At 65.7% G+C, this 23,413-nt stretch carries 18 protein-coding genes and 2 riboswitches; of the genes, 2 read left to right on the forward strand and 16 right to left on the reverse strand.

The window, feature by feature from the left end; genetic code table 11:
- Nucleotides 1-17: 17 nt before the first annotated feature.
- From I6F31_RS24460 to hydA, 5 genes are all read right to left on the reverse strand, one after another.
- On the reverse strand, nucleotides 18-1,637 hold the full coding sequence (locus I6F31_RS24460) for an ABC transporter substrate-binding protein (protein WP_036023574.1): 1,620 nt from the start codon (nucleotides 1,635-1,637) through the stop codon (nucleotides 18-20).
- Nucleotides 1,638-1,756: 119 nt separating this feature from the next.
- Nucleotides 1,757-3,193 carry an NAD(P)/FAD-dependent oxidoreductase gene (locus tag I6F31_RS24465; RefSeq protein ID WP_225186234.1) on the reverse strand — a complete coding sequence of 479 codons (1,437 nt, stop codon included), beginning with the start codon at nucleotides 3,191-3,193 and terminating at the stop codon, nucleotides 1,757-1,759.
- The gene (locus tag I6F31_RS24470) at nucleotides 3,190-3,939 is read right to left on the reverse strand and encodes an SDR family oxidoreductase (protein WP_225186235.1); all 750 of its coding nucleotides are present in this window, start codon (nucleotides 3,937-3,939) and stop codon (nucleotides 3,190-3,192) included. The genes I6F31_RS24465 and I6F31_RS24470 overlap by 4 nt, the downstream gene beginning before the upstream one ends.
- A 1-nt stretch (nucleotide 3,940) precedes the next feature.
- Nucleotides 3,941-4,915, reverse strand: a complete 975-nt coding sequence (locus tag I6F31_RS24475) for an NAD(P)-dependent oxidoreductase (protein ID WP_225186236.1) — start codon at nucleotides 4,913-4,915, stop codon at nucleotides 3,941-3,943.
- A 16-nt stretch (nucleotides 4,916-4,931) separates the two neighbouring features.
- The gene (hydA, locus tag I6F31_RS24480) at nucleotides 4,932-6,401 is read right to left on the reverse strand and encodes a dihydropyrimidinase (RefSeq protein ID WP_225186237.1); all 1,470 of its coding nucleotides are present in this window, start codon (nucleotides 6,399-6,401) and stop codon (nucleotides 4,932-4,934) included.
- Between the two features lie 56 nt (nucleotides 6,402-6,457).
- Here hydA and I6F31_RS24485 point away from each other — a divergent pair, with 56 nt between their 5' ends.
- Nucleotides 6,458-7,120, forward strand: coding sequence for an aspartate/glutamate racemase family protein (locus tag I6F31_RS24485; RefSeq protein WP_036005298.1), 663 nt, complete (start codon nucleotides 6,458-6,460; stop codon nucleotides 7,118-7,120).
- On the opposite strand, the gene I6F31_RS24490 is transcribed toward I6F31_RS24485, so the two are convergent.
- The 8 genes from I6F31_RS24490 to I6F31_RS24525 all read right to left on the reverse strand — a co-directional run bounded on the left by I6F31_RS24490 (nucleotide 7,117) and on the right by I6F31_RS24525 (nucleotide 19,654).
- Nucleotides 7,117-7,776 (reverse strand): flavin reductase family protein, encoded by a 660-nt coding sequence (locus tag I6F31_RS24490; RefSeq protein WP_225186238.1) that lies wholly within the window; start codon nucleotides 7,774-7,776, stop codon nucleotides 7,117-7,119. The two genes, I6F31_RS24485 and I6F31_RS24490, sit on opposite strands and share 4 nt — an antisense overlap.
- Before the next feature lie 5 nt (nucleotides 7,777-7,781).
- Nucleotides 7,782-8,714, reverse strand: coding sequence for an N-carbamoyl-D-amino-acid hydrolase (locus tag I6F31_RS24495; protein ID WP_225186239.1), 933 nt, complete (start codon nucleotides 8,712-8,714; stop codon nucleotides 7,782-7,784).
- Between the two features lie 103 nt (nucleotides 8,715-8,817).
- Entirely contained in the window at nucleotides 8,818-10,494 is a 1,677-nt protein-coding gene (locus tag I6F31_RS24500) for a long-chain-fatty-acid--CoA ligase (protein WP_225186240.1), read from the reverse strand.
- On the reverse strand, nucleotides 10,491-11,786 hold the full coding sequence (locus I6F31_RS24505) for an aminotransferase class III-fold pyridoxal phosphate-dependent enzyme (protein WP_225186241.1): 1,296 nt from the start codon (nucleotides 11,784-11,786) through the stop codon (nucleotides 10,491-10,493). Before I6F31_RS24505 ends, I6F31_RS24500 begins: the two co-directional genes overlap by 4 nt.
- An 11-nt stretch (nucleotides 11,787-11,797) precedes the next feature.
- Nucleotides 11,798-13,378: a hydantoinase B/oxoprolinase family protein gene (locus I6F31_RS24510; protein ID WP_225186242.1), complete on the reverse strand. Its 1,581-nt coding sequence runs from the start codon at nucleotides 13,376-13,378 to the stop codon at nucleotides 11,798-11,800.
- Nucleotides 13,375-15,384 (reverse strand): hydantoinase/oxoprolinase family protein, encoded by a 2,010-nt coding sequence (locus I6F31_RS24515; protein ID WP_225186243.1) that lies wholly within the window; start codon nucleotides 15,382-15,384, stop codon nucleotides 13,375-13,377. The genes I6F31_RS24510 and I6F31_RS24515 overlap by 4 nt, the downstream gene beginning before the upstream one ends.
- Before the next feature lie 463 nt (nucleotides 15,385-15,847).
- The gene (locus I6F31_RS24520) at nucleotides 15,848-17,284 is read right to left on the reverse strand and encodes a PepSY domain-containing protein (protein ID WP_225186244.1); all 1,437 of its coding nucleotides are present in this window, start codon (nucleotides 17,282-17,284) and stop codon (nucleotides 15,848-15,850) included.
- A 12-nt stretch (nucleotides 17,285-17,296) separates the two neighbouring features.
- Entirely contained in the window at nucleotides 17,297-19,654 is a 2,358-nt protein-coding gene (locus I6F31_RS24525) for a TonB-dependent receptor (protein ID WP_225186245.1), read from the reverse strand.
- Nucleotides 19,655-19,766: 112 nt separating this feature from the next.
- A riboswitch (cobalamin riboswitch) is annotated at nucleotides 19,767-19,970 on the reverse strand.
- A 72-nt stretch (nucleotides 19,971-20,042) separates the two neighbouring features.
- Between I6F31_RS24525 and I6F31_RS24530 the strand changes: the two genes are divergently transcribed.
- Complete coding sequence (locus I6F31_RS24530; RefSeq protein WP_225111830.1) at nucleotides 20,043-20,615, forward strand: histidine phosphatase family protein; 573 nt, start codon at nucleotides 20,043-20,045, stop codon at nucleotides 20,613-20,615.
- A 6-nt stretch (nucleotides 20,616-20,621) separates the two neighbouring features.
- Here the strand turns inward: I6F31_RS24530 and cobT are convergent, their stop codons facing one another.
- From cobT to I6F31_RS24545, 3 genes are read right to left on the reverse strand one after another with little or no spacing between them, the layout of a single operon-like run.
- Nucleotides 20,622-21,674, reverse strand: a complete 1,053-nt coding sequence (cobT, locus tag I6F31_RS24535; protein ID WP_225141388.1) for a nicotinate-nucleotide--dimethylbenzimidazole phosphoribosyltransferase — start codon at nucleotides 21,672-21,674, stop codon at nucleotides 20,622-20,624.
- A 5-nt stretch (nucleotides 21,675-21,679) separates the two neighbouring features.
- Nucleotides 21,680-22,429 carry a precorrin-6A synthase (deacetylating) gene (gene cobF, locus I6F31_RS24540; RefSeq protein ID WP_225141387.1) on the reverse strand — a complete coding sequence of 250 codons (750 nt, stop codon included), beginning with the start codon at nucleotides 22,427-22,429 and terminating at the stop codon, nucleotides 21,680-21,682.
- Nucleotides 22,430-22,474: 45 nt separating this feature from the next.
- Nucleotides 22,475-23,152, reverse strand: coding sequence for an energy-coupling factor ABC transporter permease (locus tag I6F31_RS24545; RefSeq protein ID WP_036005330.1), 678 nt, complete (start codon nucleotides 23,150-23,152; stop codon nucleotides 22,475-22,477).
- 36 nt (nucleotides 23,153-23,188) lie between these two features.
- A riboswitch (cobalamin riboswitch) is annotated at nucleotides 23,189-23,408 on the reverse strand.
- Between the last annotated feature and the right edge of the window lie 5 nt (nucleotides 23,409-23,413).

Consider the following 23,413-nt stretch of genomic DNA (forward strand, 5'->3'; position numbering starts at 1 on the left):
CCTGCTCGCCGCGGATGTCACTTGCGGCTGACATCGCGATAATCCACCTGGCGGTGGAACTCATAGGTGTAGCCTTCGATCGACGGCGCCATCACCGCGTCCTGATTGGGCTGCCACAGCATGATCTGCGGCATCAGGTCGACATGCATCGCGTTGAGCTTGCGGCCGGCTTCCTCGTACTTGGCCTTATCGGGCTCGAAGCGGGCCTCCTGCGCAATCGCGGCAAGGTCCGGATTGTTGATCGAAGAGTAATTCCAGCGCTGAGTGCCGGTGTAGAAGTTGCGGTAGAAATAGTCGGTCGACGGCAGCCAGGCGACGATGCCTTCGGTGAAGAACGGCAGCTTCTTCTCGTTGATCTGCGTCGACATCTGCGCGTCCGGCAGTTTCTGGATGTCGACCTTGATGCCGATCTTGCCAAGAGACTCCTTGACGAGGGCGGCCATCGGCTCGGCCGTCGAGGCCTGGCCGACATTGAAGCTGAAGGTGGTCGAGAAGCCTTCGGGCAGACCTGCAGCCTTGAGGTATTCCCTGGCCTTGTCGAGATCCATCTTCACCGGCTGTTGGAACGGATAGATGCCGTTCGCCGGCTTGCCGTCCGGCCAGGTCGCGCCGAACAGCGGCGCGCCGCGGCCGAACAGGGCCGCCTTGAACATGTCCTCATAGGGCAGCGCGGAAGCGATGGCGCGGCGGACATTGACGTTGTCGAAGGGCGGGATCTGGTTGTTCATCGAGACGTAGGTGACCGCATTGTATTGCGGCGTCGAGATTACCTTGAGCTTGCCCTTGGCCTCCAGCGACTGCACGTCGCTGGCCTGCAGGTCGAGCACGAGATCGGCATCGCCGCGCTCGACGAGGTTGGCGCGGGTCGCCGGCTCCGGCACCGATTGCACGATGACGCGCTTGAAGTACGCCGGCTTGCCGGGCGATCCCCGGTTCCAGGCCTCGTTGCGCTTGATGATCACCTGCTCGCCCGGCTTGAAGCTCTCGACCGCATAGGCGCCGCTGCCGGCGGTGTGCTCCTTCAGCCAGGCCGTGGCCCAGGGATCGTCAGCCGTCGCGTGCTCTTTCGCCACTTTCGAGTTGATGATCATCGGGTACACGGTGGCAAGATTAGGCAGCGCAAGCTTGTCGGGTTTGGGAAGCGTCACCTCGATGGTGAGGGGATCGATCACCTTGAACTGATCGGCCGACGTCAGCGAGCCCGTGAGCAACTGCGCCTTGCCGAGGATCGGCGCGGTGACGCAGCGGTCGAGCGACCACTTGACATCCTCGGCCGTAACAGGCGAGCCGTCCTGGAACTTTGCATCCTTGCGCAGGCGGAAGGTGATCTTCAGTCCGTCGGGACTGACGTCATAGGATTCGGCGAGCTCGCCGGTGATCGTGTCGAGGTCGAACACCCATTTGCCGTTGAGCTGCTTGCGGCCGAATGCCACCAGCCGGTCATAGGTGCTCATGCTCAACGCGAAGGATTCGCGGGTCGAGCCGGGGATGTTGGGATCGAGCGTGTTGACGGAGGCGCCGGTGACGTAGCGCAAGGTCTCTGCCCTGGTTTGCGCTTGCGACGGCGCAGTGGCGATGAGCAGCAGCGCAGTGGTGGCGAGAACTGAGGTCGCCAGTCTGAAAGACACAAAACGCATTGGTTTTTCCCTGAATTTCGAACGAGAACGCCAGCAAGGCAGGTTCAGAAGGAAGCAAGTTGCGCGCCAGTCCGATCGGACATTTCGGGGGACGCGAGGTCGTGACGGCGCATGGGTGATCACAGCGATTCCCCCATTTCTCGCGCCTGACGCGTCACCACCGCCTGCGGCACGTCATAGGCGCTGAGCGAATCCCAGTGCCGTTCGACATCGGCGCGAAACAGGCCGCGCGTCAGGCCGTGGACCAGCTTTGGAACGGCCGTCGTCATCGCATTGATCGACGATCCCGACGGACCGAAGCTCATGGTCGAGGCGATGGCGAACAGATGGATGTCGGCGATCCACGGCGTCATTCCCTGCTCGCGCTCGGTGAAGGCATAGTCGTCGGCGAGATAGGGAAAGCGGCCGAGCCGTTCGTTGCGTTCGTCTTCCGGCGGCTGGTAGCGGTCGGCCCAGGTCGCGATGTTGCCGGCACATTGGGCGAGCTCGCCGCGGCCGGCAAAGTCCATGTCGATGCCGGTGCCGCAGATGACGAAATCGGCGGTGATGGCGCCGCGCGGCGTCTGGAGTTCAACGCCGTTATCGGTCTTGCGCGCGGCTTCGACCGGCGCGCCCTCGTGCAGTGTGAAGTTGGCGTGACGCGCACAGCGGTCATAGGTCGGCTGCGGAAATCCTTCCCGCATCTCGAGGATCTTGCGCATGAAGCGCCAGCGCCAGGCATCGTCGAGATCGCTGAGATGGCGCAGGAAGCCGCGAAAGGTCAGCCAGCGATAGGGCTGGATCACCTGGATCTGCGCGCGTCGGCACAGCAGGTGCACTTCAGCGGCACCGGCCTCCAGCGCAGTCGCCGCATTGTCGAAAGCGGAGGCGCCGGCACCGATCACGGCGACGCGCTTGCCGCGCAGGCTTTCGAAATCGATGTCGTCGGCGACGGTTGCAACAGAGCTCGCCGGCAGATGCACCAGCTGCTCCGGAATCATCCAGCCGCCCATGCCCTCCTGCCCTGTCGCCAGCACGATTTTGCGGGCATAGAGCGTTTCGACCTCTGCTGCCCGTTTCACGCGCGCAGCGAGCAGGCCGTCAGCCGCCGGCGCGATCTCCTTGAGCTCGCAATCGTTGCGCACCGGCAAGCCGACCGCGCGCCGCAGCCAGAGCAGATACTCCGCCCAATGCTCGCGCGCGATCAGGCCGAGCTCCTGCCAGCTCGCCTTGCCGAAGCGGGCCTCGTGCCAGGACTGGTACGTCAGGCCGGGGATGTCGAGGTCGGGCCCGGTGTAGTCCTTCGGGCTGCGGAGCGTCGGCATCCGGGCGTAGGTGAGCCACGGGCCCTCCTTGCCCTCTTCGACCTTGTCGATCAGCAGGATGTTGCTGACGCGCGAGCGCAGCAGGCCGAAGCCGATGGCGATGCCGGACTGGCCGGCGCCGACGATGAGAACATCCAGCGCCGGCTTGCCGTCTGGCCCCGCTTTCGGTTCGAGCCACGCCGCGCCGGGATGCGCGATCATCGCGAGATCGGCGCGAATGTCGGCTTCGAGCTGGGCCAGCGCCTCACTCATGCGGCGAGCCAGCCTCCGTCAACCACCATCACGGTGCCGGTCGTGAACGACGAGGCATCGCTGGCGAGATGCAGCGCGGTCTGCGCGATCTCCTCAGGCACGCCAAACCGCTTCATGGCGTGGCGGTTGCGCGAGGCCTCGCGCACTTGCTCGGAATTGGCGTGACGGGCAAAGCTGCGGCGAAGCATCGGCGTGTCGATCGCGCCGGGCGCGATCGCGTTGACGCGGATGCCGTCGGTGGCGAAGTCGACCGCCATGGTCCGCGTCAGGCTGACGATCGCGCCCTTGGCGGCGATATAGGCGCTGTTACCCTTGCCGCCGGCAATGGCGAGCTGCGATGCCAGCGTGATGATCGAGCCGCTGTTCTGCCGCTGCATCTGCGGCACCGCGGCCCGCGCCCACAGCCAGGTGCCGCCGACATTGGCGCGGAACACCGCGTCCCAGTCGTCCAGGCTCGTCGTGAGCACCGTGCCACCACAGGAGAAGCCAGCCGCCGTCATGAGGATATCGAGCCGGCCATGCCGGGCCACGACGTCGCCGACGACGGTTTCGGCGAATGCGCCATCGCCGACGTCGCCGATATGCGTCGTCGCTTCGCCGATAAGGCTCAGCGTTTCCTCGAGGCCCGCGGCGTCACGATCGACCAAAGCAAGGCGCGCGCCCTCCTCCGCGAACAGTTTTGCGCTGGCGCGGCCGATGCCCGAGCCTGCGCCGGTGATGATGGCCGTGCGCCCCTGCAGCCGCATCTCAGATCCCCTCCTTGTGCTGCATCCACCAGGCGCTCATCGCGGCAGCCGACTCCGCACAGCCGAACCGCGCGCGCCAGCCGAATTCGTCGGCCATTCGCGTTACTGAGAGCGGCGCGCGATCGCCGCCATGAAGCTTGATGAAGGTCTTCTCGCCCGGCTCCGCCAGCCGACACTCCAGCCCGGGATGCAGGGCCGCAAAAGCCTCGCCCCATTGCAACGCCGACCAGGCCGTGCCGCTGGAGATGTTGTAGAGCCGGTGGCGCGGTCGCTCAGCTTCGATCAGCACAGCCACGGCCTCGGCAGCGTCCGGCGCGTAGGTCCAATCCTTGATGCCTGGCGCCGGCAGCAGCGCCGGTTCGCCGCGAGCGAATGCGGCTAGAATCTGAAACTGGAGGCTTGGCGTATCGCGCACCTTCCCGATGCGTTCCCACGGACCGAACACTGCGCTTAAGCGCACACTCAGAAAATCGCCTCCCCACAACTCGGCAAGCCGCGCCACGGATCTCTCTGACGTGAATTTGCTGATGGCGTAGAAGGAGACGGGATCGCACGGCGTCTCCTCGTCCAATATCGGATAGCGTTGCCCCGCGGCTCCATAGGCAGATGCTGACGACAGATTGATCACACGCCGAACACCGCGGCGGATCGCAGCGCTCAGAATCGGGAACTGAGCCATCACATTGATCTCGAGAATGCTCGAGGTCGTGGACCGCTCGAGCTGATCCCCGGCAGTTATGGCAGCGCCAAGGACAATCGCGTCAAAGCCCTGCTTTACAAGCGTTTCGATCCTCTCGACGTCCGAGATCTCGCCCTGAATAATCGTGAGCCGCTCCCGGTAGTCGGCAAAGGATCGCTCCGCTCCAGCCGGCAGTTGCTTACGATCATACAGCGTCACCTCATGCCCGCGCGCGAGCAGCACCTCAGCCAGATTGAGGCCGACAAAGCCGGTGCCGCCGAAAATGACGATCCTCATCGCGCGCGATCCACCGTCACAGCAGCTTTGCTCCAAAATTCCGTTCCGGATCCATGTCGGCAACGAGCCGGCCGGTGGGCCTGGCCGCCTCGCCGCCGCTGCGCGCCAGGAATTTTCCGCTGCCGGCACTCGCGAGGCACTTGTTGCCCTCGACGATGACGCGGCCGCGCGAGAGCACCGAGACCGGCCAGCCCTTCAGCTTGCGGCCGGCAAACGGCGTGTAGCCGGTGAGGTCGTGCATCATCTCGTCGGCGATGGTGACCTCGCGGTTCGGATCCCAGATCGCGATATCGGCGTCGGCGCCGACCGCGATCGAGCCCTTGCGCGGATGCAGGTTGTAGATCTTTGCCGGGGCGGTCGCGGTCAGCTCGACGAATTTTTCCAGGCCGAGCCGGCCCTTCGACACCATCGCATCGAACAGCAGAGGCAGCCGCAGCTCCAGGCCCGGCAGCCCGTTGGCGACCTGCTTGAAGTTGGGATTGGGGCCGGCGCGCAGCTTGCCGGTTTCGTCGTAGCGATACGGCGCGTGGTCCGACGAGATGGTCTGGAGATCGCCGAGCGAGAGCGCCTGCCACAGCGCCTCCTGGTCGGCATGCGTGCGCGGCGGCGGGCTGCACATCCACTTGGCGCCTTCGGCGCCGGGCTTATCCAGATCATCGGCCGTGAGGAACAGGTATTGCGGGCAGGTCTCGGCAAAGACCTTCAGCCCCTGTCCTCGCGAGTCGCGGATCACCTTGGCGCCCTCGGCGGTCGAGACATGGAAGATCATGATCGGCTGATCGATCAGCGCCGCCATGCCGATCAGCCGGGTGAAGGCTTCCGCCTCCGACACGCGGGCGTGGCTGACGGCGTGGTATTTCGGCATGGTGTAGCCGCGCGACAGCAGCCGCTTCACCATCCAGGCGATGATGCCGTGGTTCTCGGCATGGGCGCACAGCATCGCACCGGACTGGCGCGCCGCGAGCAGGATGTCGAGCAGCGGCTCGTCGTCGACCTTGAGGCGGTCATAGGTCATGAAGATCTTGATCGAGGCATGGCCCTGCTTCACCAGTGCGGGAATGTGTTCCTCGACCGTCTCCTTGGTCGCGTCCGCAATGATCATGTGAAAGGCGTAGTCGATCACCGCACCCTTCTTCGCCAGTGCGTGATAATCCTCGACGACCTCAGGCAGCTTCATGCCGACATGTTGAGCCGCGAACGGAATCACCGTGGTGGTGCCGCCGAAGGCGGCAGAGACGGTCGCGCTCTCGAACGTATCAGCGTTCATGATCCCGGCGGCCGACAACTGCTCGATATGGGCATGGCTGTCGACCCCGCCGGGCAGCACCAGCTTGCCGCGTGCGTCGATCTCGCGCTTTGCGGGCGAAAGCCCGCGGCCGATGGCCGCGATGGTCTCGCCGGAGATGGCGACGTCGGCCTCGAAGACGTCGGTCGTGGTGGCGACGCGGCCGCCGCGGATGATCAGGTCGTAAGCTGGTTCAGTCATGAGGCACTCCGTGATAGGCTCAAGGCACGTTCTCTCAATTTCGCAGGAAGTCCATCATGTCCCGGCCGCGCATTCTCGTCATCAACCCGAACTCCAACCACAAGGTCACGCAGGGGCTGGAGGACGCGTTGAAGCCGCTCGATTTCGAGGGCGGGCCGGAAGTGGTCTGCCAGACGCTGGCCGAGGGTCCGTTCGGCATCGAAAGCCAGGCGGACGCCGATAGCGTTGCGATCCCGCTGCGAAAGCTGGTCGAAAGCGACAACAGCTCGGCCGCCTTCGTCATTGCCTGCTACAGCGATCCCGGGCTTCAGGTCTGCCGTGAAGGCACCGACCGCCCCGTGTTCGGCATCGCCGAGTGCGGCGTGCTGACGGCGCTTTCCCGCGCGGAGACTTTTGGCGTCATCGCGATCGCCCAGCGGTCGATCCCGCGTCACATGCGCTATCTCAGGCAGATGGGCCTGACCGACCGCTTCTCCGGCGAGCGGCCGCTGAACATGAGCGTCGCCGAAACCGCTTCGGGCGAAGGTACGCTCGCCAAGATGATCGAGGTCGGCCGCGCGCTGCGCGACGAGGACGGCGCCCGCGCCGTCGTGATGGGCTGCGCCGGCATGGCGCGCCACCGCCGTGCGCTGGAAGACGCGCTGCGGATTCCCGTCATCGACCCGACGCAGGCGGCCGTTACCATGGCGCTGGGTACGGTGCAGTTCTCGGCTCACTAGGCGTCCTTCAGCTCTTTGGCACCCTGGCGCGCGAGCCATTGCGCATGGCTCTCGCGGACAAGGGCAAACGTATCCCGCTGAGTGGTGTAGAGATTGCCGAACATGCGGCCAATCGGCCGATAGGCGTCGAGATCGACATACATGCTGGCGGTATCGACCAGGCCCTCGCGGGCGTGAACCCGCAAGATCTCGCCGACCAGGAGCTCGCGATCGGGCGAGAAGGTCAGCACGACATGGCGCCGGCATTCCAGCGCAAAGGGCGCCGCGGCGAGACGCGGCGCCTTCACGTCGACGGAGGGAAGCGTCGCCAGGCCCGTCGCGGCGACCTCGCTGTCTCCGGAGGGGAAATCGACCGCGCAGTCGTTCATTGCGACCGACAGCGCCTCGTCCACCATGTGCACCACGAACTCGCCGTCGCGATGGATGTTGCGGGTGGTGTCCTTCGGCGAGTGATCCGGCTTGTGCTGCAGGCCGAGCACGATCAGCGCGGGGCTTTCGGAGAACACGTTGAAGAAGCTGAACGGCGCGGCATTCACCGCCCCGTTCTCATCCAGCGTCGTCACCAGCGCGATCGGCCGCGGCACTACCACGCCGCACAGCAGCTTGTAGCGATCGCGCGGATCGAGCTCACGCAAGGAAATGCCTTTGTCGGCCATCGGCGTCACTTCTCCGGCGGCGGCACCGCGCCGGTCTGGCTGGTGATCAGACCGTAATGCTCGATGCGGCGATGCCGGGCGAAATCGAAGATGGTGGTCTTGCCGAAGGAGGTGGCATCGAGGTCGCAGGCGTGGACCAGCACCTCGTCGTCCTCGCTCTTGGCTTCGGCGACGATCTCGCCATTGGGATCGACGATCAGGCTGCCGCCGAACAGGGGATGACCGTCCTCGACGCCGGCCTTGGCGACGGCGACCACCCAGGTCGCGTTCTGATAGGCGCCGGCCTGCACCGAAAGGCGGTTGTGGAACAGGCGCTTCTCGACGCCCTCCTCGCTCTTCTCCGCATTCACGGACGGCGTGTTGTAGCCGATCAGAACCATCTCGACGCCCTGCAGGCCCATGACGCGATAGGTCTCGGGCCAGCGGCGATCGTTGCAGATCGCCATGCCGATGATGCCGCCGAGCTCGCGCCAGACCTTGAAGCCGAGATCGCCCGGCTCGAAATAACGCTTCTCCAGGTGCTGATGCGAGCGCTTGCTGTCGTATTCCACATGGCCAGGCAGATGCACCTTGCGGTATTTGCCGACGATCCTGCCGGTTCTGTCGGTCAGGATCGCGGTGTTGAAGTGGTGGCCATCGGGCGTCAGCTCGGCATAGCCGAAATTCATCGCCATTCCGTGCTGCGCCGCGCGCTCGAACAGCGGCCTGGTCGCCGCGTTCGGCATTTCGCGCTCGAACCAGATGTCGAACTCGGCGCGGTCCTCGACGTACCAGCGCGGGAAGAACGTCGTCAGCGCCAGCTCGGGATAGACGATCAGGTCGGCACCCTTGCTCTTGGCTTCGTCCATCAGCGCGATCATGCGCTTGACCACGGCCTCGCGGCTGTAGGCTTTCTGAATCGGGCCCATCTGGGCGGCGGCGACATTGACGATGCGCATCAGCGAGTTCCTGGTGATGTCTGAGGGGAAGCGTCGGCTTGCAGGATCTTCCGCGGCGCCGAGCATAACGCGGCTCCGTGCCGATATTCCAGCCAAGCAGCTTTCATGCCGTCCGCCCCCATTCGGCATCCTGCAACAGCCGCCAGTTGATCTTGTTGCTGGCGGTGCGCGGCAGGGACTCCACGAAGACGACGGCGCGCGGCGCCTTGTAGCTCGCCATCGCGCTGCGCGCCCAGCCGACGATGTCGCCCTCCGACGTCGTCGCGCGCGCGGCGTCATCGAGCACCACTAGCGCCTTGACGGTCTCACCGCGATAGCCGTCCGGCGCTGAAACGATGCAGCATTCCCGGATGGCGCGGTTCTGGTACATCGCCGCCTCGACCTCGGCCGGCCACACCTTGAAGCCGCTGACATTGATCATCCGCTTCAGGCGGTCGACGGCGAAGAAATAGCCGCCGGCATCGCGGTAGCCGAGATCGCCCGTGCGCAGGAACCGCTTGCCGTCCCGTTCGATGAAGGCCTCAGCATCCGCCTCCGGCCTGTTCCAGTAACCCTGCAGCACCTGCGGCCCGTGCACGATGATCTCGCCGACGACATTGTCGTCGAGCTCGACCAGGCTTTCGGGATCGATCACCCTGGCGTCGGTCTCGTGCACGGCGATGCCGAGGCACTGCCGCTTCGGCGCCGCCATCGGATTGAGGTGCGTCGGAGACATCGTCTCGGTCATGCCGTAGCCCTCGACGAAATCGAGCCCAAACCGCCCCTTCAGCCGTTCCGCGACGGCGGTCGGCATCGCCGCGCCGCCGCCGGTCAGCACCTTGAGCTTCGCAAAACATTTGTCGCGGAAGCTGGCGCTGGCGAGCACATCCACGATCATGGTCGGCGCAGCGTTCCAGAACGTGACGCCATAGGTCTCGAACAAATCCGGCAGCAGATCCTTGTCCCAACGCGCCATCAGCAGCAGCGTGGCGCCGGCGACGATGGCGGCATTCATCGAGCCCTGCATGCCCGCGACATGGAACAGCGGCATGAAGCCGGTCATCACGTCGCTGCCATTGAGCCCATACCAGCGCGCTTGCAACACGGCGGTGAACAGCGCGCTGCGATGGGTGTGCATGCACGCCTTGGGCTTACCCGTCGTGCCGGACGTGTAGGGCAGGATCATGAGATCGTCCGGCCCCGCCTCCATCGCACCCGGCTGCAGGCCCTGCACTATCGCGGGCGACCACGAATACCAGCCCGGCGATGAAGGCGGCTCCAACGGCGCCTCGGTCATGCATGATGGCAGCGTGTAGGGCGTCGCGGCTGGAACTTCGTCGCGGTACTGCGCGACAATCGCATGCGTAATCGCCTTCCCCACCAGCGGTGCAAACACATCGCTTAGCTCGCTGCCGATGATCGCAACTTTTGCGCCGCTATCCGCGGCGAGATACGCGATCTCGGCGGTCTTGTTCATGGGATTGACCGGCACGATCACGGCATCCGCCCGCATCGTCGCATAGTAAGCGATGACGTATTGCGGCGAATTCTGCAGCGCGATCATGACGCGGTCGCCGCGCTTCACGCCGCAAACGCCTTGCAGAAAGCCGGCCATGGCATCGACCCGGTCGCGCAGCTCGGCGTAGCTCAGGCTCGCCCCGTAGAACATTGTCGCCGGATGCGAGGGACGTTCACGTGCAGCACGCGCGAGCGCGTCGTAGAGCGTCCCCTCCGGCATCGCGAGATGCCAGGGCTCGTCCGCCGGCCAGGCCGGTGACCTCAGGGACGTTGTGTGATTCACCCGTGCTCCTCGTCGGCGATATCAAGACCGTGGTCGAGCGCGTCCAGAAGCTGGTTAGCCTCCCACTCGGAAATCACCAGCGGCGGCGCCAGGAACAGCGAGGTCTGCTCGCCGCTAGTGCCGATCACGGCGCCGGCTTCCAGCGCGCGCTCCGCGACGCGCGAGGCGATCGGCACCTCGGTGGTGTCGGCGTGCCAGCTGCGCCAATCCGGGCCATGCAGCTCCACCGTCCAGTGCAGCCCCTGCCCGGCCACGCGGCACACGCTCGGGTGCTTTTGCGCGATTGCGAGGAGGCGGCGGGTGAACAGCTTCTCTAGATTGTGCACGTGGTCCAGAATCCTGTCCTCACTGATGACCTTCAGATAAGCGCTCACCGCCGCCATGCTGATCGGATGGCCACGCAGCGTGCCGTAGTTCTGCCAGCTCGTGCCCTTCAGCCGCTCGACGATGTCTTTGGACACCACGACAGCGGCCACGGCCGCCGCGCCGCCGCCGAGCGACTTTCCGAGCGTCACGATATCGGGCCGGCTCTGCGCGCCCTGGAACGCGAACCAGCGGCCCGCGCGGCCGGCGCCCGTGACGACCTCGTCCGCGATCCAGTACGAGCCGGCCTGCCGGGCGCAGCGCGCGACCTCATCCTGATAGGCACCGTCGTAATAGATGCCGCCTTGCGTGTAGTCGATGATCGTCGCCGCCGTGTCCGAGAGCAGGCGCGGGGCGTCCGCGAGATATTCGCTCGGCGGCGCATTGTTGGCCGGCGCGCCATAGATCGCCCCATCCGGCGCCGGCAGGATCCGCACCGGCGCCATCGGTGCCGGCAGTTTTGAGCCGCCGACGTGCACGGCGAGGCCGCCGTGCCATTGCGGCTGCACCGTCATGCTGCGCGACAGCCCAGTGATGCCGTGATAGGCGCGCTCGCGCGTCGCCAGCGCCGAACGCTGCGTCAGCGCCTGGCACAGCGACAGCGCCATGTCGTTGGCCTCGCTACCGCTGATGCAGAAGCGCACCGCGCCGACCCAGTCCTCTTCGCCCCTGAAGGCGATAGCCATCAGATCGTCGGCGGCCTGCTCGCGGCCGACCCAGGTCCACCCCTCATTGACGACGGGCGTGTCCGCCGCGCGGTGGATCGCCTCCACCATTGCGGGATGGCGATGGCCGAGACCGCCGCCGGTGTTGCTGCCGTCGATCAGCTTGCGGCCGTCCGCAAGGTGAAAGTAGACGCCCTCGCCGCCGACCACGGCCATCGGCGCAGCCTCGCCCGCATTTAGCCCGGTTCGCAACAATCTGCTCATCGCCAACTGCCTCACTCCGCCGGAACGGCGCCGTAGCCACCGCCACCGCACATCTCGATCGTGACGAGATCGCCTTGCTGCAACACCAGGTTCGACTTGCCGTCGATGGCGACGTTCGCGCCCTGCCTGACCAGCGAGATGCGGCAGGCCTTGCCGGGAGAGCCGCCCTGCATGCCCCACGGCGCCATCACCATGCGTTCGACGCAGGTGGTCAGGTGCATCGAGGGCGCCAGAATGCGGTAGGTGCGGACCGAGCCGTCACCGCCGCGATGCGCGCCCGCGCCGCCGGAATTCCGGCGGATGGCCTGCTGCTCGAGCCGGATCGCGTAATTCGCCTCGATCACCTCGACCGGCGTGTTCGAGGTGTTGGACAGATGCACGCGGGTTGCGGACGTGCCGGCGCGATCGTGCCGCGCGCCTTCGCCGCCGCCATGGACTTCATAGAGCATCTTCCAGGAACCGTTCGGCCGCGGCTCGGCGAAGAACAGCACGCCCGCGGTGGTTGCCCCGCCCGCCGACAGGCGCTCGGGAATGGTGTCCTGCATGGCACGGAAAATTGCATCGACGATGCGCATGGAGGTCTCGTGATTGCCGGCGGCAACGGAGGCGGTCCAGCCGGGCTCGAGGATCGAGCCCGGGCGCGTGATGATGGTCAGCGGCCGCAGCGCGCCGGCATTCTGCTGCATGTCGCGCCCACTCATGATGCGCGCGGCATAGGCGACCGCCGAGCGCGCCATGAATGGCGTCGTGTTGCAGAAATTGGAGACGCGGTCGCAACTTCCGGAAAGGTCGAAGGTCGCTTCGTCGCCGCGGATGGTGATCTTGACATGGATGCGCGCCGGCGCGTTGTTTGCGCTGCCGTCGTCGAGATAATCCTCGCCCTCATAGATGCCATCCGGCAGATCGCGCAGCGCTTCCCGCATCTCGATTTCGGAGAGGTCGTGCAGGCGCGACTGCGCCGCCATGAAGACCGCCTTGCCATGCTCGCGGCAGAGCTCGACGATGCGCTTCTCGCCGGCCTTGGTCGCCGCGATCTGGGCAAGAAGGTCGCCCTCGCAGGATTCGGCATCGCGGACATTGGCCTTGAGCAGCTGCACGATCGGCGCGTTGAGGCCGGCTGCGGTTGCGATCAGCACCGGCGGAATCCGCATCGCCTCCTGGAACGTATCGACCGCCTTGGCGAAATAGCTGCCGGGCCAGGTGCCGCCGATGTCGGGCCAATGCGCGAGGCTGACTGCAAAGGCGACGATCTCGCCGTCGAGGAAGACGGGCCGCACGACCTTGACGTCGTTGAGATGATTGCCGCCGAGCGCGCCGACATTGTAGATCACGACGTCGCCGTCGTTCAGGCCATCGCGCGGCATCACCTTCAACAGTTCGGGGATGGTGTAGGCCATCGCGCCGAGGTGGATCGGGATATCGCGGCCCTGCCCGACCAGGCCGCCGTGGCCATCGGTGATCGCCGACGAGAGGTCGCCGGCCTCGCGCAAGAGCGGCGAGCGCGCCGAACGCGTCATGACGAGGCTCATCTCCTCGGCCGCGGCGGAGAGCCCGTGCCTGATGACCTCGACGACGAACGGATCGAGCTTCATGCCGCCCTCCGCGTCAGGAACAAATTGCCTGATGTATCGGGCTTTGCCTGCCAGCCCGGCGGCACCACCACGGTCGACCAGGCGTCTTCGATGATGGCGGGACCATTGATGGTCTCGGTGAGTGAGGCGCGGTCGAAGATTGCGGTTGCGATGTCGTGGAAGCCGTCGAACGAGCAGGTGCGCGTGGTCATAGACACTGCCCTCGCCGCAGTCGCCGGCCGGCTGACAATTGTCGTCGACGGGCGACGCGCCTGCACCCGAACCGACTCGATAACGCAGGGTTCGCCGGTCGCATAGCCGAACAGCTCGTGATGCCGCGTCAGGAAGTCCTGCTTCAGCCTGGCAACGTCGAGCGGCAGCGTGAAGGAGACCGGAATGGCGTCATTCTGCGCCGCGTAGCGCATCAAGGCCACCAGCTCGACCTGGATCTCGGCCTTCGCAACATTGTTGGCGAGAAGCGGCGCCGAGGCATCGGCAATCAGGGCCTCGATCCATTCCGAAACGCGCGCGAAATCGATGCCGTCGAGGGCAGCGCGAAGGGTCTGCTGCTGCAGGAAGCTGAAATCGGCGGTGAGACAGCCCAGCGCCGAGAATGCGCTCGAGGCACTGGGCACGACCACCTCCGCAATGCCGTAGAGATCGGCAAGGCCCGCGGCATGCATCGGGCCGCCGCCGCCGAAGGCCAGCAGCGTGCAATCGCGCCCGTCGATGCCGCGCTCGACCGTGACGCGGCGGAGCGCGCGGGCCATGGTCGCGTTCGCGACCTTGATGATGCCGAGCGCCGTCTCCGTCAGGCTCAGCCCGAGCGCGCGGGCAATCGGCGCGATGACGCGCTTTGCGGCCGCGATGTCGATGCCGATGCGGTCGCCAAGCTTGGTCTCAGGATTGAGATAGCCGAGCACCGCATTGGCATCGGTGATGGTCGGCTCCGTGCCGCCACGGCCATAGCAGGCCGGGCCCGGCTCGGAGCCGGCGCTCTCCGGCCCGACCGTCAGCCCGCCGGGACCGTTGCGCACGATCGATCCACCGCCGGCGCCGATCGAGTGCACCGCGAGCATCGGCTGGCGCAGCGGCTTGTCGCCGAGCATGCGGCCGTCGGTCATCTCGGCCTGGCCGTCGACGATCAGGCACACGTCCGTCGTGGTGCCGCCCATGTCGAAGGTCAGCATCCGCGCGCAGCCGAGTTGGCGCGCGATGCTGACCGACGCCGAGACGCCGGCCGCCGGGCCTGACATCGCCATCACCAGCGGACGCTGCTTCACCGCCGAAATCGGCACCATGGCGCCGGCGGAGTGAAACACCTGCAGGCCGGGCCCGATCGGCAGCCGCTGCTCCAGCTCGCTGAGATATTCCACCGCGATCGGCATCGCGGCCGCGTTGAACACGGTTGCCGAGGTTCGCTCATATTCGCGCGCCTCGGGATTGACCTCGTGCGAGAGCGAGACGTGGGCGACGACGCCCCTGAGCCGCTCGCCCAGCATCTTTTCATGCACCGGATTGGCATAGGCGTGAAGCAGGGCAACCGCGACGCTCTGCACGCCGGTCCCCTTCACCCACGCCACCAGGCGTTCGACCTCCGCTTCCTCGAGCGCCTTCAGCACCCGCCCCTCATGATCGAGGCGCTCGGCGAGCCCAAAGCAGCGTTCAGGCGGCACCAAAGGCGGTGATTTCGGCGGAATGTCGAGCCGGTAGAGGTCTCGGCGGCGATAGCGCGCGATCTCGAGCACGTCGGCAAAGCCTTCGGTCGCGACCAGCGCCACCTTCGGCAGCCGGTTCTCGACGATCGCATTGGTCACGCGCGTGGTGCCGTGGACGAAGCGCTTGACCTCGCTCTTGCGCAGGCCGACCGCCTCGATCGCCTCCAGCATCGCTTGCACCGGTGCGTCGGGGCGCGACGGCACCTTCGCAATTCGCGCTTCCGCGGAATCGCGCCGGATCGCGATGATGTCGGTGAAGGTGCCACCGATATCGGTGCCGACCTCCCAATGATTGCCGGGATCGCTCATCTGCACAATCAGCTACGCGTGACGTTCATCATCATTCCCTGTCATGCCATCACGTGCGAGCGTGCGACAGAGCGATGGCCGCGGGATAGGGTCAGAGTTGTCGCAAACCAAAGCGCTAGCAAGCCACCGGCCTTGCGCGGCGCAGCATCGGCTGCACGTTTCCGTGCAGCGCTGCTCGCGCAGAGAGCAGAAGGCCGCGAAGTCAAAATGTGCAGCGCACCCTTGGATTCTTCGAGGCAAATAGAAGCACCCGTTGCACTGCAATCGGATCGCACAAGGCCGTTTGTCTAATTTGCAGGCGATCGGTCGGCGGTGCGGGAGACAGCACTGACCAAGAGCTATGCACGCAGGTCGGCTCAGCCTCTCTTTATTGTACGGTCGGTAAGCGAGGACATCACCGGCCGCTGGTGGATAACCGGGCGCGCCGAACGGGTCGCGCCGGGTACGGAGATTTCGCGACTGGCTATGCGCTCGCCAGCCATGCCCGCAAGCGCCGCCAACCGATGACGATGCCGGTGATGGAGAAGATCAGCCCGAGCGTACAGAGCCCGACAATGAGAGCGTCACGCAGCCGCGCATGAGCCAGCAGAATCGGGAAATCAAGCGTGTGCAGCGCACTGTAGAGCCAGCGATAGACGCGGCGCGACGGGTCCAGCCTTTGCAGCAGCTTGCCATCGGCGGCATCGACATCGAACCAGAGATCGCCGCAGGTCGTGCGGTAGACTGGAGCCCCCGGAAGTGCGGATTGCGCCGGATAGTCGTCGTTGCCGGCGAGCAGGAACGGTGCGGCACAGCCGGCGCCAAGGCGCGCCGTCAGGTCGCCGATCTCCTGCCTATCCAGGTATGGCGCCGGTCCATCGCGCGGCGCGTCCCCTGCCCTGATCAACGCCTGACGGCCGAGACCAACCCGGTCGCGCCGATAGACATGGCCGTTGAAGGCGAACCATTCGACCTCGCGGGCCAACGGCGATATTGGCTGCGGATCGAGCGACGACGCGTCTCGCCAATCCGGGGCGGCATCGACCACGCCGGCCTCTGTCGGAGTCAGTTGCCCGCGCGAGAACAGGCGGCCGTGATCCATCGACAGCCAGCCGCTGAAGATCCAGGTCAGCACAAACACGGTCGCGACGAGACCGATGATGTGATGCAGGGCGTGCCAGCCACGATAGGGCGACGAGAGCTGGCGTCCCCGTATCTTCACACGCACGATTCCGAGCACCGCACCAAGCAATGCCGCGATTAGGGCCAGCAGCGACAGCGTCCAGACCACGCGATCCCACAGCGCCCAGCTGCTGCGCAGAATTGTCGGATAGATCCAGTGCAGCACGCTGCCGGCCCAGTTCCACGCGCGCTCGCTGCGCGTCGTATCCAGGACGACTTCGCCGGTCAGCGACGAAACGTAGACCTCCGTTCCAGGGGCATCGCCGAGAGCGGCGCGAGACAAGGGGCGATGGCGATCAAAACCGTTCGGCACGCTCCATTGATCGTAATCCGACCGCGCGACGATCGCGGCGCGCGGCGCCTCAAGCCCGCGCTGACGTGAATAAGCTTGCACGATGGTGAGCGCGACATCGGCTGATGTCACCGACGCGTCTCCTCCATCGGAGGCGCGAACCGCTCGCGAACCTGTGGAGCCCGAGACGACGTAGACCGGTCCATCGCTCCGCTGGATCAGCCGAACACGCGTGGCATCGGCAATCCCGCTCGCCGCAACGGCGTCCGCGACCGAGATCTTCGTCCCGTCGCGATCGACCGGCACAAGTCCGGCAAATCGCTCCGCTTCCGTCAGCGACGGAAACGGGACGAAGTGCATCACGATTCCCGTCGCGAACCACATCGCGAACAGCAGGCAGAACGCGATGCCGAGCCAGCGATGCGTGATGACGATCGCGCCCATCATGCGCTCAGGGCCTCACCATTTGAACGCGGCCGAGATCTCGTAGGTGCGCGGCGCGCCCAGGAGGATCTGGTCCGGATAGAACGGATCGCCCCAGATCGCATAGCGCTTATCAGTGATGTTGCGGACACGGAAGGTCAGGCGGGCCTGGTCGACCGCATTGAACGCCGTCTTGGGGATGTCGACGAAGGCGTAGACGTCGGCCACGGTGTAAGCCTTCATCGTCACGACGTCGGCATCGGTGTTGTAGCGGTCGCCGACATGACGGCCGGTGATGCCAAGCTCCACCGGCCATGGTGTGAAGAAGCGATACGACGCGCCGGCATTGGCGACGATACGCGGCACGTTTGGCGGCGTGTTGCCGGAGAACGAGCCGCCGGCAAAATTGTAGTCGGCATAGCGCGCATCGACATAGGCGATGTTGCCCCACAGCCGCAGCGGCTCGATCGGGCGTATCGAGGCGGCAAGCTCGACGCCTTTCGACTCCTGTCGTCCGGCGATGTTGAGTTGCATGCCGCCGGCGGCCGCATAGACGTTCTTGCGCAGGATGTCATAGGCCGAGAACGACCACTCCGCCCGATTGTCCCAGAACAGGTGCTTGACACCGGTCTCATAGGTGCGCGCGGTGGTCAGATCGAGCGGCTGGGTGGGCGAGAGCAGGAAGATGTTGTTGGCTGCGACGTCGGCGCCGGTGGCGTATTGGCTGAAGAAGGTGAGGCCGGGAACGGCCTCCCAGGTGTAGCCGATGCGCCCCGTGACCGGTGCCCAGTCTTTCGTGAATGGAAAGCCCGCCTTCTCCACACCGTTCTTATCGGTCGAGTTGCGGTCGAGCCCGATGTGCTCGACACGAAGGCCGCCGATCAGCGCGAAGCTGCGCGTCAGCTTGAGCCTGTCCTCGAATGACAGCGCCTCGTTGTCGATGCGCGCGGTCTGCTGCTGCGTCGTGAGCAGGCCGTAGAAACCGCGGTTGGGGTCGACCAGCGAGACGGAATCGCCGGGAAAGTTTGCCGCGCCGGGCCTGACGAAATCGAGATAGCTCGACGACAGCGTCGTGACCAGCCGGTTGTCGAAGCCCGCAATATTTGTATCCCAGATCAGGTCGGTGATGTTGCCGACCAGTCGCTGACTGTGGGCGACATAGAAACGCTCGCGATCGACCAGGTTCGTGGTGGAATTGAACGCCTCGATCTCGTTATTGAACCAGGTCCGTTCCGCGCCATAGCCATAGGCCTGACTTTTCAGCGTGAGGTCAGGCGCGAGCTTCAGCTCGAAGCCGCCACGCAGCCACACTTCCTGCGCCACGTTGCGGTTATCGAGAACGTTGTAATTGGTGTTGAAGGTGCGGTCGTCGATGGTGACGGCACCGAGATTCGTTCCGTTGTAATTCGAGACGTAATTGCCGGAGACGATCCCCGTCGTCGCATGCGAACCGCTGAAGGCCACCGGCACCAGCGGCGCGCCCCAATAGGCCTTCGAGCGGTCTTCACGATATTCGACCGCACCCCAGATCCTGAGGCTGTCGGAAACACGGTAGTTGAGCTGGCCGGACGTGCCGAACGTCTTGACATTGGTGTCATCGGCAAAGCCGTTGAGGGCGGAACGGCTGATGTCGAAGCGATAGTCCAGGCCTTGCACATTGGTGCTGCCGCCGGAGCCGTAATGGGCACGGAACGAGTTCAGCGAATCCCAGGAGAAATTGGCATCGTTACGGACAGGTCCGGTGTGGGGCTGCTTGGTGACGAAGTTGATGGCACCGCCCGCGGCGCCCTCGCCCGAAATCAGCGAGGCCGGGCCCTTGAGGAATTCCACAGCCTCCAGATTGGCGGTATCCACGATCCGCGAGGTCATGTTCTGCGGACCGATCTTGATGCCGTTGTAGAGCGTGTTGATCTGGCTGTTGGTGAAGCCGCGCATGGAGAAGGCGGAAGGTTCGGCCGGGTTGTCGCCGGAGGTGACGCCGACGGCGCCCTGCGCCACCTCGGACACGGTGCGATAGCCCTGCTCGCGCATGGTTTCGGCGGAGACAACTTCGACGGTCGCGGGCGTCTGCCGCACCGTCAGGCCGAGCCGCGAGGCGCTTTCGGCAACGGCGTTGGAGTTGAGCGGCGTTTGCGGCGTCGAATCCGGCGTGACGGGTCTTGGCGCTGCGGATACAGCCGCCGGCCTGCGCGCTGCCGCGCGGCGCGCGCCCTGCGCCGTTCCTGCTGCCGGTTTGGCCGGCTTGCGTACCTGGGCGGGCGACACCTCGACGGGTGGCAGCGGCTCTCGGGCCTGCTGCGCCAGAGCGGCCGGCAGACCAAGAGCGGCAAAGGACGTGAACGCGGCGGAGGCAAGCAGGACGCGGCGCGGTCGTGCGATACGGATGGAAGACACAGGTGAAAACCTCGGTATGACGTCAGTGGCACGTCACAGCGAACGAGGTCTCACCTTTGGCCTTGCAGCCGTCCGATGAAGCAATGTCTGTACTCCCCGACCGACATCTTCGCGTGTGACCACGGCTGACGGCAGGTCTCCTGGCTCGCGGGTCGTGACCGCTTCGTCGCCTTCCCGGGACCGAGGACCCAGTGGCTCGTGACGAAGGATTCACCGCTTACAGTTGCGGGGGCAGCCGCGGCATTGGGGACAATTTTCCCCGCACCGCATTCCCTTTTCATTCCCTCTCGGGAAAACCGTCGCGAGCATCTAGGATTACCACCAAGACAGAGTCAATGTGCCAGTTGCGGCGTTGGGGCCACAGCAACCAACTTCCTTGGAGATGAGCATGGAAGGCGAGACCTTCCTCTGGTTGATCAGGCATGCGGCCGTCGCGGGCGTGCCCGGGACGATCCATGCGGCCGATGCGCGGGCCGACCTCGGCGATCACGCTGCATTGGCGGCCCTAAGGCAGCTGTTGCCCGCGGATCTCGCCGGCTATGCCAGCCCGTCGCGGCGCACGGTCGAGACGGCGCGCGCGCTGGGGCTCGAACCGGAGCTGATCAGCGAGTTTCGCGAGCAGGATTTCGGCGACTGGACCGGCCATCGGCATGACGAGCTCGCCGCGACCGGTGGCGAGGCCTACGCGCAGGTCTGGCGCGATCCGGCGCACGGACGGCCGCCGAATGGCGAGAGCTTTGCGGATCAGGTCGCCCGCGTCCGCCTGGGCCTGGCCCAGATTGGCGCAGGCTCCGCAGCACTGGTCGTCCATTCCGGCACGATACGCGCTGCGCTCTGCATCGCGCTCGATCTCACACCGGAAGCCGCGCTGCGCTTCGTCGTCGATCCGCTGTCGCTGACCCGGATCGACCGGCTGGCGGGCGGTTGGCGCGTCGTGTCGGTCAACCAGCGCGTGGCTTGAGCCGCATCAAGAAGACCGATCCGGCACATTGGCCTGCGCGAACGTCGCCATGCCATTGTGAAGTGCGCACGCCGAGCGCACCAGCGGCAGCGCGATGGCGGCGCCCGATCCCTCGCCGAGCCTGAGATCGAGGCTGATCAGCGGCTGCACGTTCAGCGCGCGCAACACCAGCCGATGTCCCTGCTCGGCCGATTGATGCGAAGGCAACAGGAACGGCTGGCAGGACGGGTTGAGGCGCACCGCCGTCAGCGCCGCCACCGAGACGATAAAGCCGTCGATCAACACGGGGATGCGGCGTTGCGCGGCCGCGATGATCGCACCCGAGATCGCCGCAATCTCGAGGCCGCCGACCGCGCACAGGATTTTTTCGGGTGACGCCCCCGCAACGCCGTGATGCGCGATCGCCGCATCGATCACCCGCACCTTGTGCGCGCGGCCCGACGCATCGACGCCGGTGCCGCTGCCCGCGATCTCGTCGGCACTCACACCGAGCAGGCTCGCAGCAATCGCTGCTGAGGTCGTGGTGTTGCCGATCCCCATCTCGCCGAAGATCAAGAGATCAGGCCGGCCGGCCTCGGCGCGCACCACCGCGCGCTGCCCGGCCTCGAAGGCGAAGGCCAATTCCGCCGGCGTGAGCGCGGCCTCGACACTGAAATCGCGGGTGCCGCTGCGCGGCTTGTCGGTGACGATTCCCGCGATCTGCGCCTCGGCCAGCGTGCCGGCGTCGACCACCTCGAGGCTCGAACCCAGCTCGCGCGCCAGCACCGAGATCGCGGCGCCACCGGCGGCAAAATTCGCCATCATCGCGATGGTGACGGCTTGCGGATAGGCCGACACGCCCTGCGCGACGATGCCGTGGTCGCCGGCGAAGATGATGATCGGCACCCGCGCGGCGCGCGGCTGCTCGGTGGCCTGCAAGCCCGCAAGCTCGATTGCGAGCTGCTCGAGCCGGCCGAGCGCACCGGTCGGCTTCGTCAGTTGCGCCTGCCGCGCTATGGCCGCCTCACGATGAACAGCGGAGACCTCTGGGCAGTTCTGGGTAACCCATTCGGGAAGCATGCTGCTCAACGCCTGCGTTTGATGATGTAGCTGTCCATGATCCAGCCGTGCCGCTCGCGTGCGTCCTGCCGCACGGCGGCAATGCGCGCGCCCAGTTCAGCCAGCGCGCCGGACATGATGATCTGATCGGGCATGCCGAGATAGGCACCCCACCAGATCTGCAGGCCTTCTGGATCCAGCGATTGGAACGCCGTGCCGCCATCGAGCATCACGACGACGGTGTCGACGCCCTGCGGCCAGCCGCCTTCGCGCAAGCGCCGCCCTGTCGTGACCAGGAACGGCTCGCCGATGTCGTTGAGCGGCAGCGCATGCGCCGCGCACAGCGCCTGGATCGAGGTGATCCCCGGCACGACCTCGATTGTCGGCAATGGATCGAGCCGCCGCGCAATGCGCAGCGAAGAATCATAGAGCGAAGGATCGCCCCAGATCAGCAGCGCGACCTTGCCCTCATCTTCGAGATGCCCAGCGATCGTCTGCGACCAAATCGCGGCCACCGCATCGTGCCAATCGTCGACGCCCTTGCGGTAGTCCGCCTCGGTCGCATCGCGCACGGGAAGATCGAATTCGGCGATGCGCGTCGTTTTGTTGGTGAGCACACCGGCGCAGATCGTTCGCCTGAGATCTGCGAGATCGGATTTCGCCGTTCCCTTGCGCGGGATCAGGATGAGATCGGCGGCGTTGATGGCGTCAACGGCGGCGCGCGTGAGCTGCGCGGGATCGCCGCAACCGATGCCGATCAGGGAGAGCGTTAGCATCGCGAGCGCGATGGGCGGCCACACCGGCGGCCCATCGCTGATCTCTTACGCCGCGTTGTGCAGGCGCGGGGTGACGAGGCCGGGCGCGGTGACGCCGCGCAGTGACTTCGCCAGCGCCAGCACCGCGAGATCGGCGAGCGGTTCGATCACGATCACCAGCGCATAAGCGGCAGCGAACGTCCCGACGCTGGCGAGATTGCTCATCGCAAAGCCGGAGCCATAGAGCGCCCAGAACGCCACCCATGCGATCACGCCGGCCTGGTAGGTCGTCGAAAGCGCCAGCGCCTGACCGTACTTCAAATCGACATAGGCGGTGTTGCGGGCAATGATCCGCTTGGCGATCGCCTGGATCGCGAACAGCGGCACCAGAAGCGTGGTGACGTTCATGCCGTATTGCGGCAGATCGACTGGCTCCAGCAGCATGCCCTGAAGCAGCAGGCCAAATGCAAGGCCGAAGGCGGCGGGCGCAGCACCAAAGAGCAGGAACAAGGTCGAGCCGAGGATGAAGTGCACCTCTGATACCCCAACCGGAAAGTGCGGCAGGATCTCGAAGAAGACGAAGACGAGAGCGGTGGTGGCCAGTGTCCGCGCCGCGAACGAGCCGGCGCCCTGCTCGCGCATGGTCTCGACCGCGAGCTTCAAGGCAACGCCGCCTGCGGCGATGCCGGTTGCGTAACTCAACACGAGCTTGGCGCCCGTCACGATCCCGGGTTCGATATGCATGGCTCAATTCCTTTCCGCCGTCACACCCGACGGCCTTGGCCTCAATACGTGCACGGCCGGTCTCCTGGCTCGCGGTTCACTGGGTTCTCCGGCCTTCCCGGACCTTGCGGTCCAGTGGCGGTTCGGAGGCCCTCACCGCTTACAGTCGCGGGGGCGGCTGGGGTTTTGGGCGCCGCAACTGGGTCCGCCCATCCCCATTCCCGATTATGCTCCGGCGCTTTGCGCCGCGTCGAGCACCATGCCGCTCTTGTGTGCCCCTTT

Origin of the sequence: Bradyrhizobium sp. NBAIM01, from assembly GCF_020194115.1 — a bacterium.
GTDB lineage: Bacteria > Pseudomonadota > Alphaproteobacteria > Rhizobiales > Xanthobacteraceae > Bradyrhizobium > Bradyrhizobium yuanmingense.

Bases quoted from the DNA above. Each gene is read 5' to 3' on its own strand.
- I6F31_RS24460 (WP_036023574.1), bottom strand. From the start codon at position 1,637: ATGCGTTTTGTGTCTTTCAGACTGGCGACCTCAGTTCTCGCCACCACT.
- I6F31_RS24465 (WP_225186234.1), bottom strand. From the start codon at position 3,193: ATGAGTGAGGCGCTGGCCCAGCTCGAAGCCGACATTCGCGCCGATCTC.
- I6F31_RS24470 (WP_225186235.1), bottom strand. From the start codon at position 3,939: ATGCGGCTGCAGGGGCGCACGGCCATCATCACCGGCGCAGGCTCGGGC.
- I6F31_RS24475 (WP_225186236.1), bottom strand. From the start codon at position 4,915: ATGAGGATCGTCATTTTCGGCGGCACCGGCTTTGTCGGCCTCAATCTG.
- hydA (WP_225186237.1), bottom strand. From the start codon at position 6,401: ATGACTGAACCAGCTTACGACCTGATCATCCGCGGCGGCCGCGTCGCC.
- I6F31_RS24485 (WP_036005298.1), top strand. From the start codon at position 6,458: ATGTCCCGGCCGCGCATTCTCGTCATCAACCCGAACTCCAACCACAAG.
- I6F31_RS24490 (WP_225186238.1), bottom strand. From the start codon at position 7,776: ATGGCCGACAAAGGCATTTCCTTGCGTGAGCTCGATCCGCGCGATCGC.
- I6F31_RS24495 (WP_225186239.1), bottom strand. From the start codon at position 8,714: ATGCGCATCGTCAATGTCGCCGCCGCCCAGATGGGCCCGATTCAGAAA.
- I6F31_RS24505 (WP_225186241.1), bottom strand. From the start codon at position 11,786: ATGAGCAGATTGTTGCGAACCGGGCTAAATGCGGGCGAGGCTGCGCCG.
- I6F31_RS24510 (WP_225186242.1), bottom strand. From the start codon at position 13,378: ATGAAGCTCGATCCGTTCGTCGTCGAGGTCATCAGGCACGGGCTCTCC.
- I6F31_RS24515 (WP_225186243.1), bottom strand. From the start codon at position 15,384: ATGAGCGATCCCGGCAATCATTGGGAGGTCGGCACCGATATCGGTGGC.
- I6F31_RS24520 (WP_225186244.1), bottom strand. From the start codon at position 17,284: ATGATGGGCGCGATCGTCATCACGCATCGCTGGCTCGGCATCGCGTTC.
- I6F31_RS24530 (WP_225111830.1), top strand. From the start codon at position 20,043: ATGGAAGGCGAGACCTTCCTCTGGTTGATCAGGCATGCGGCCGTCGCG.
- cobT (WP_225141388.1), bottom strand. From the start codon at position 21,674: ATGCTTCCCGAATGGGTTACCCAGAACTGCCCAGAGGTCTCCGCTGTT.
- cobF (WP_225141387.1), bottom strand. From the start codon at position 22,429: ATGCTAACGCTCTCCCTGATCGGCATCGGTTGCGGCGATCCCGCGCAG.
- I6F31_RS24545 (WP_036005330.1), bottom strand. From the start codon at position 23,152: ATGCATATCGAACCCGGGATCGTGACGGGCGCCAAGCTCGTGTTGAGT.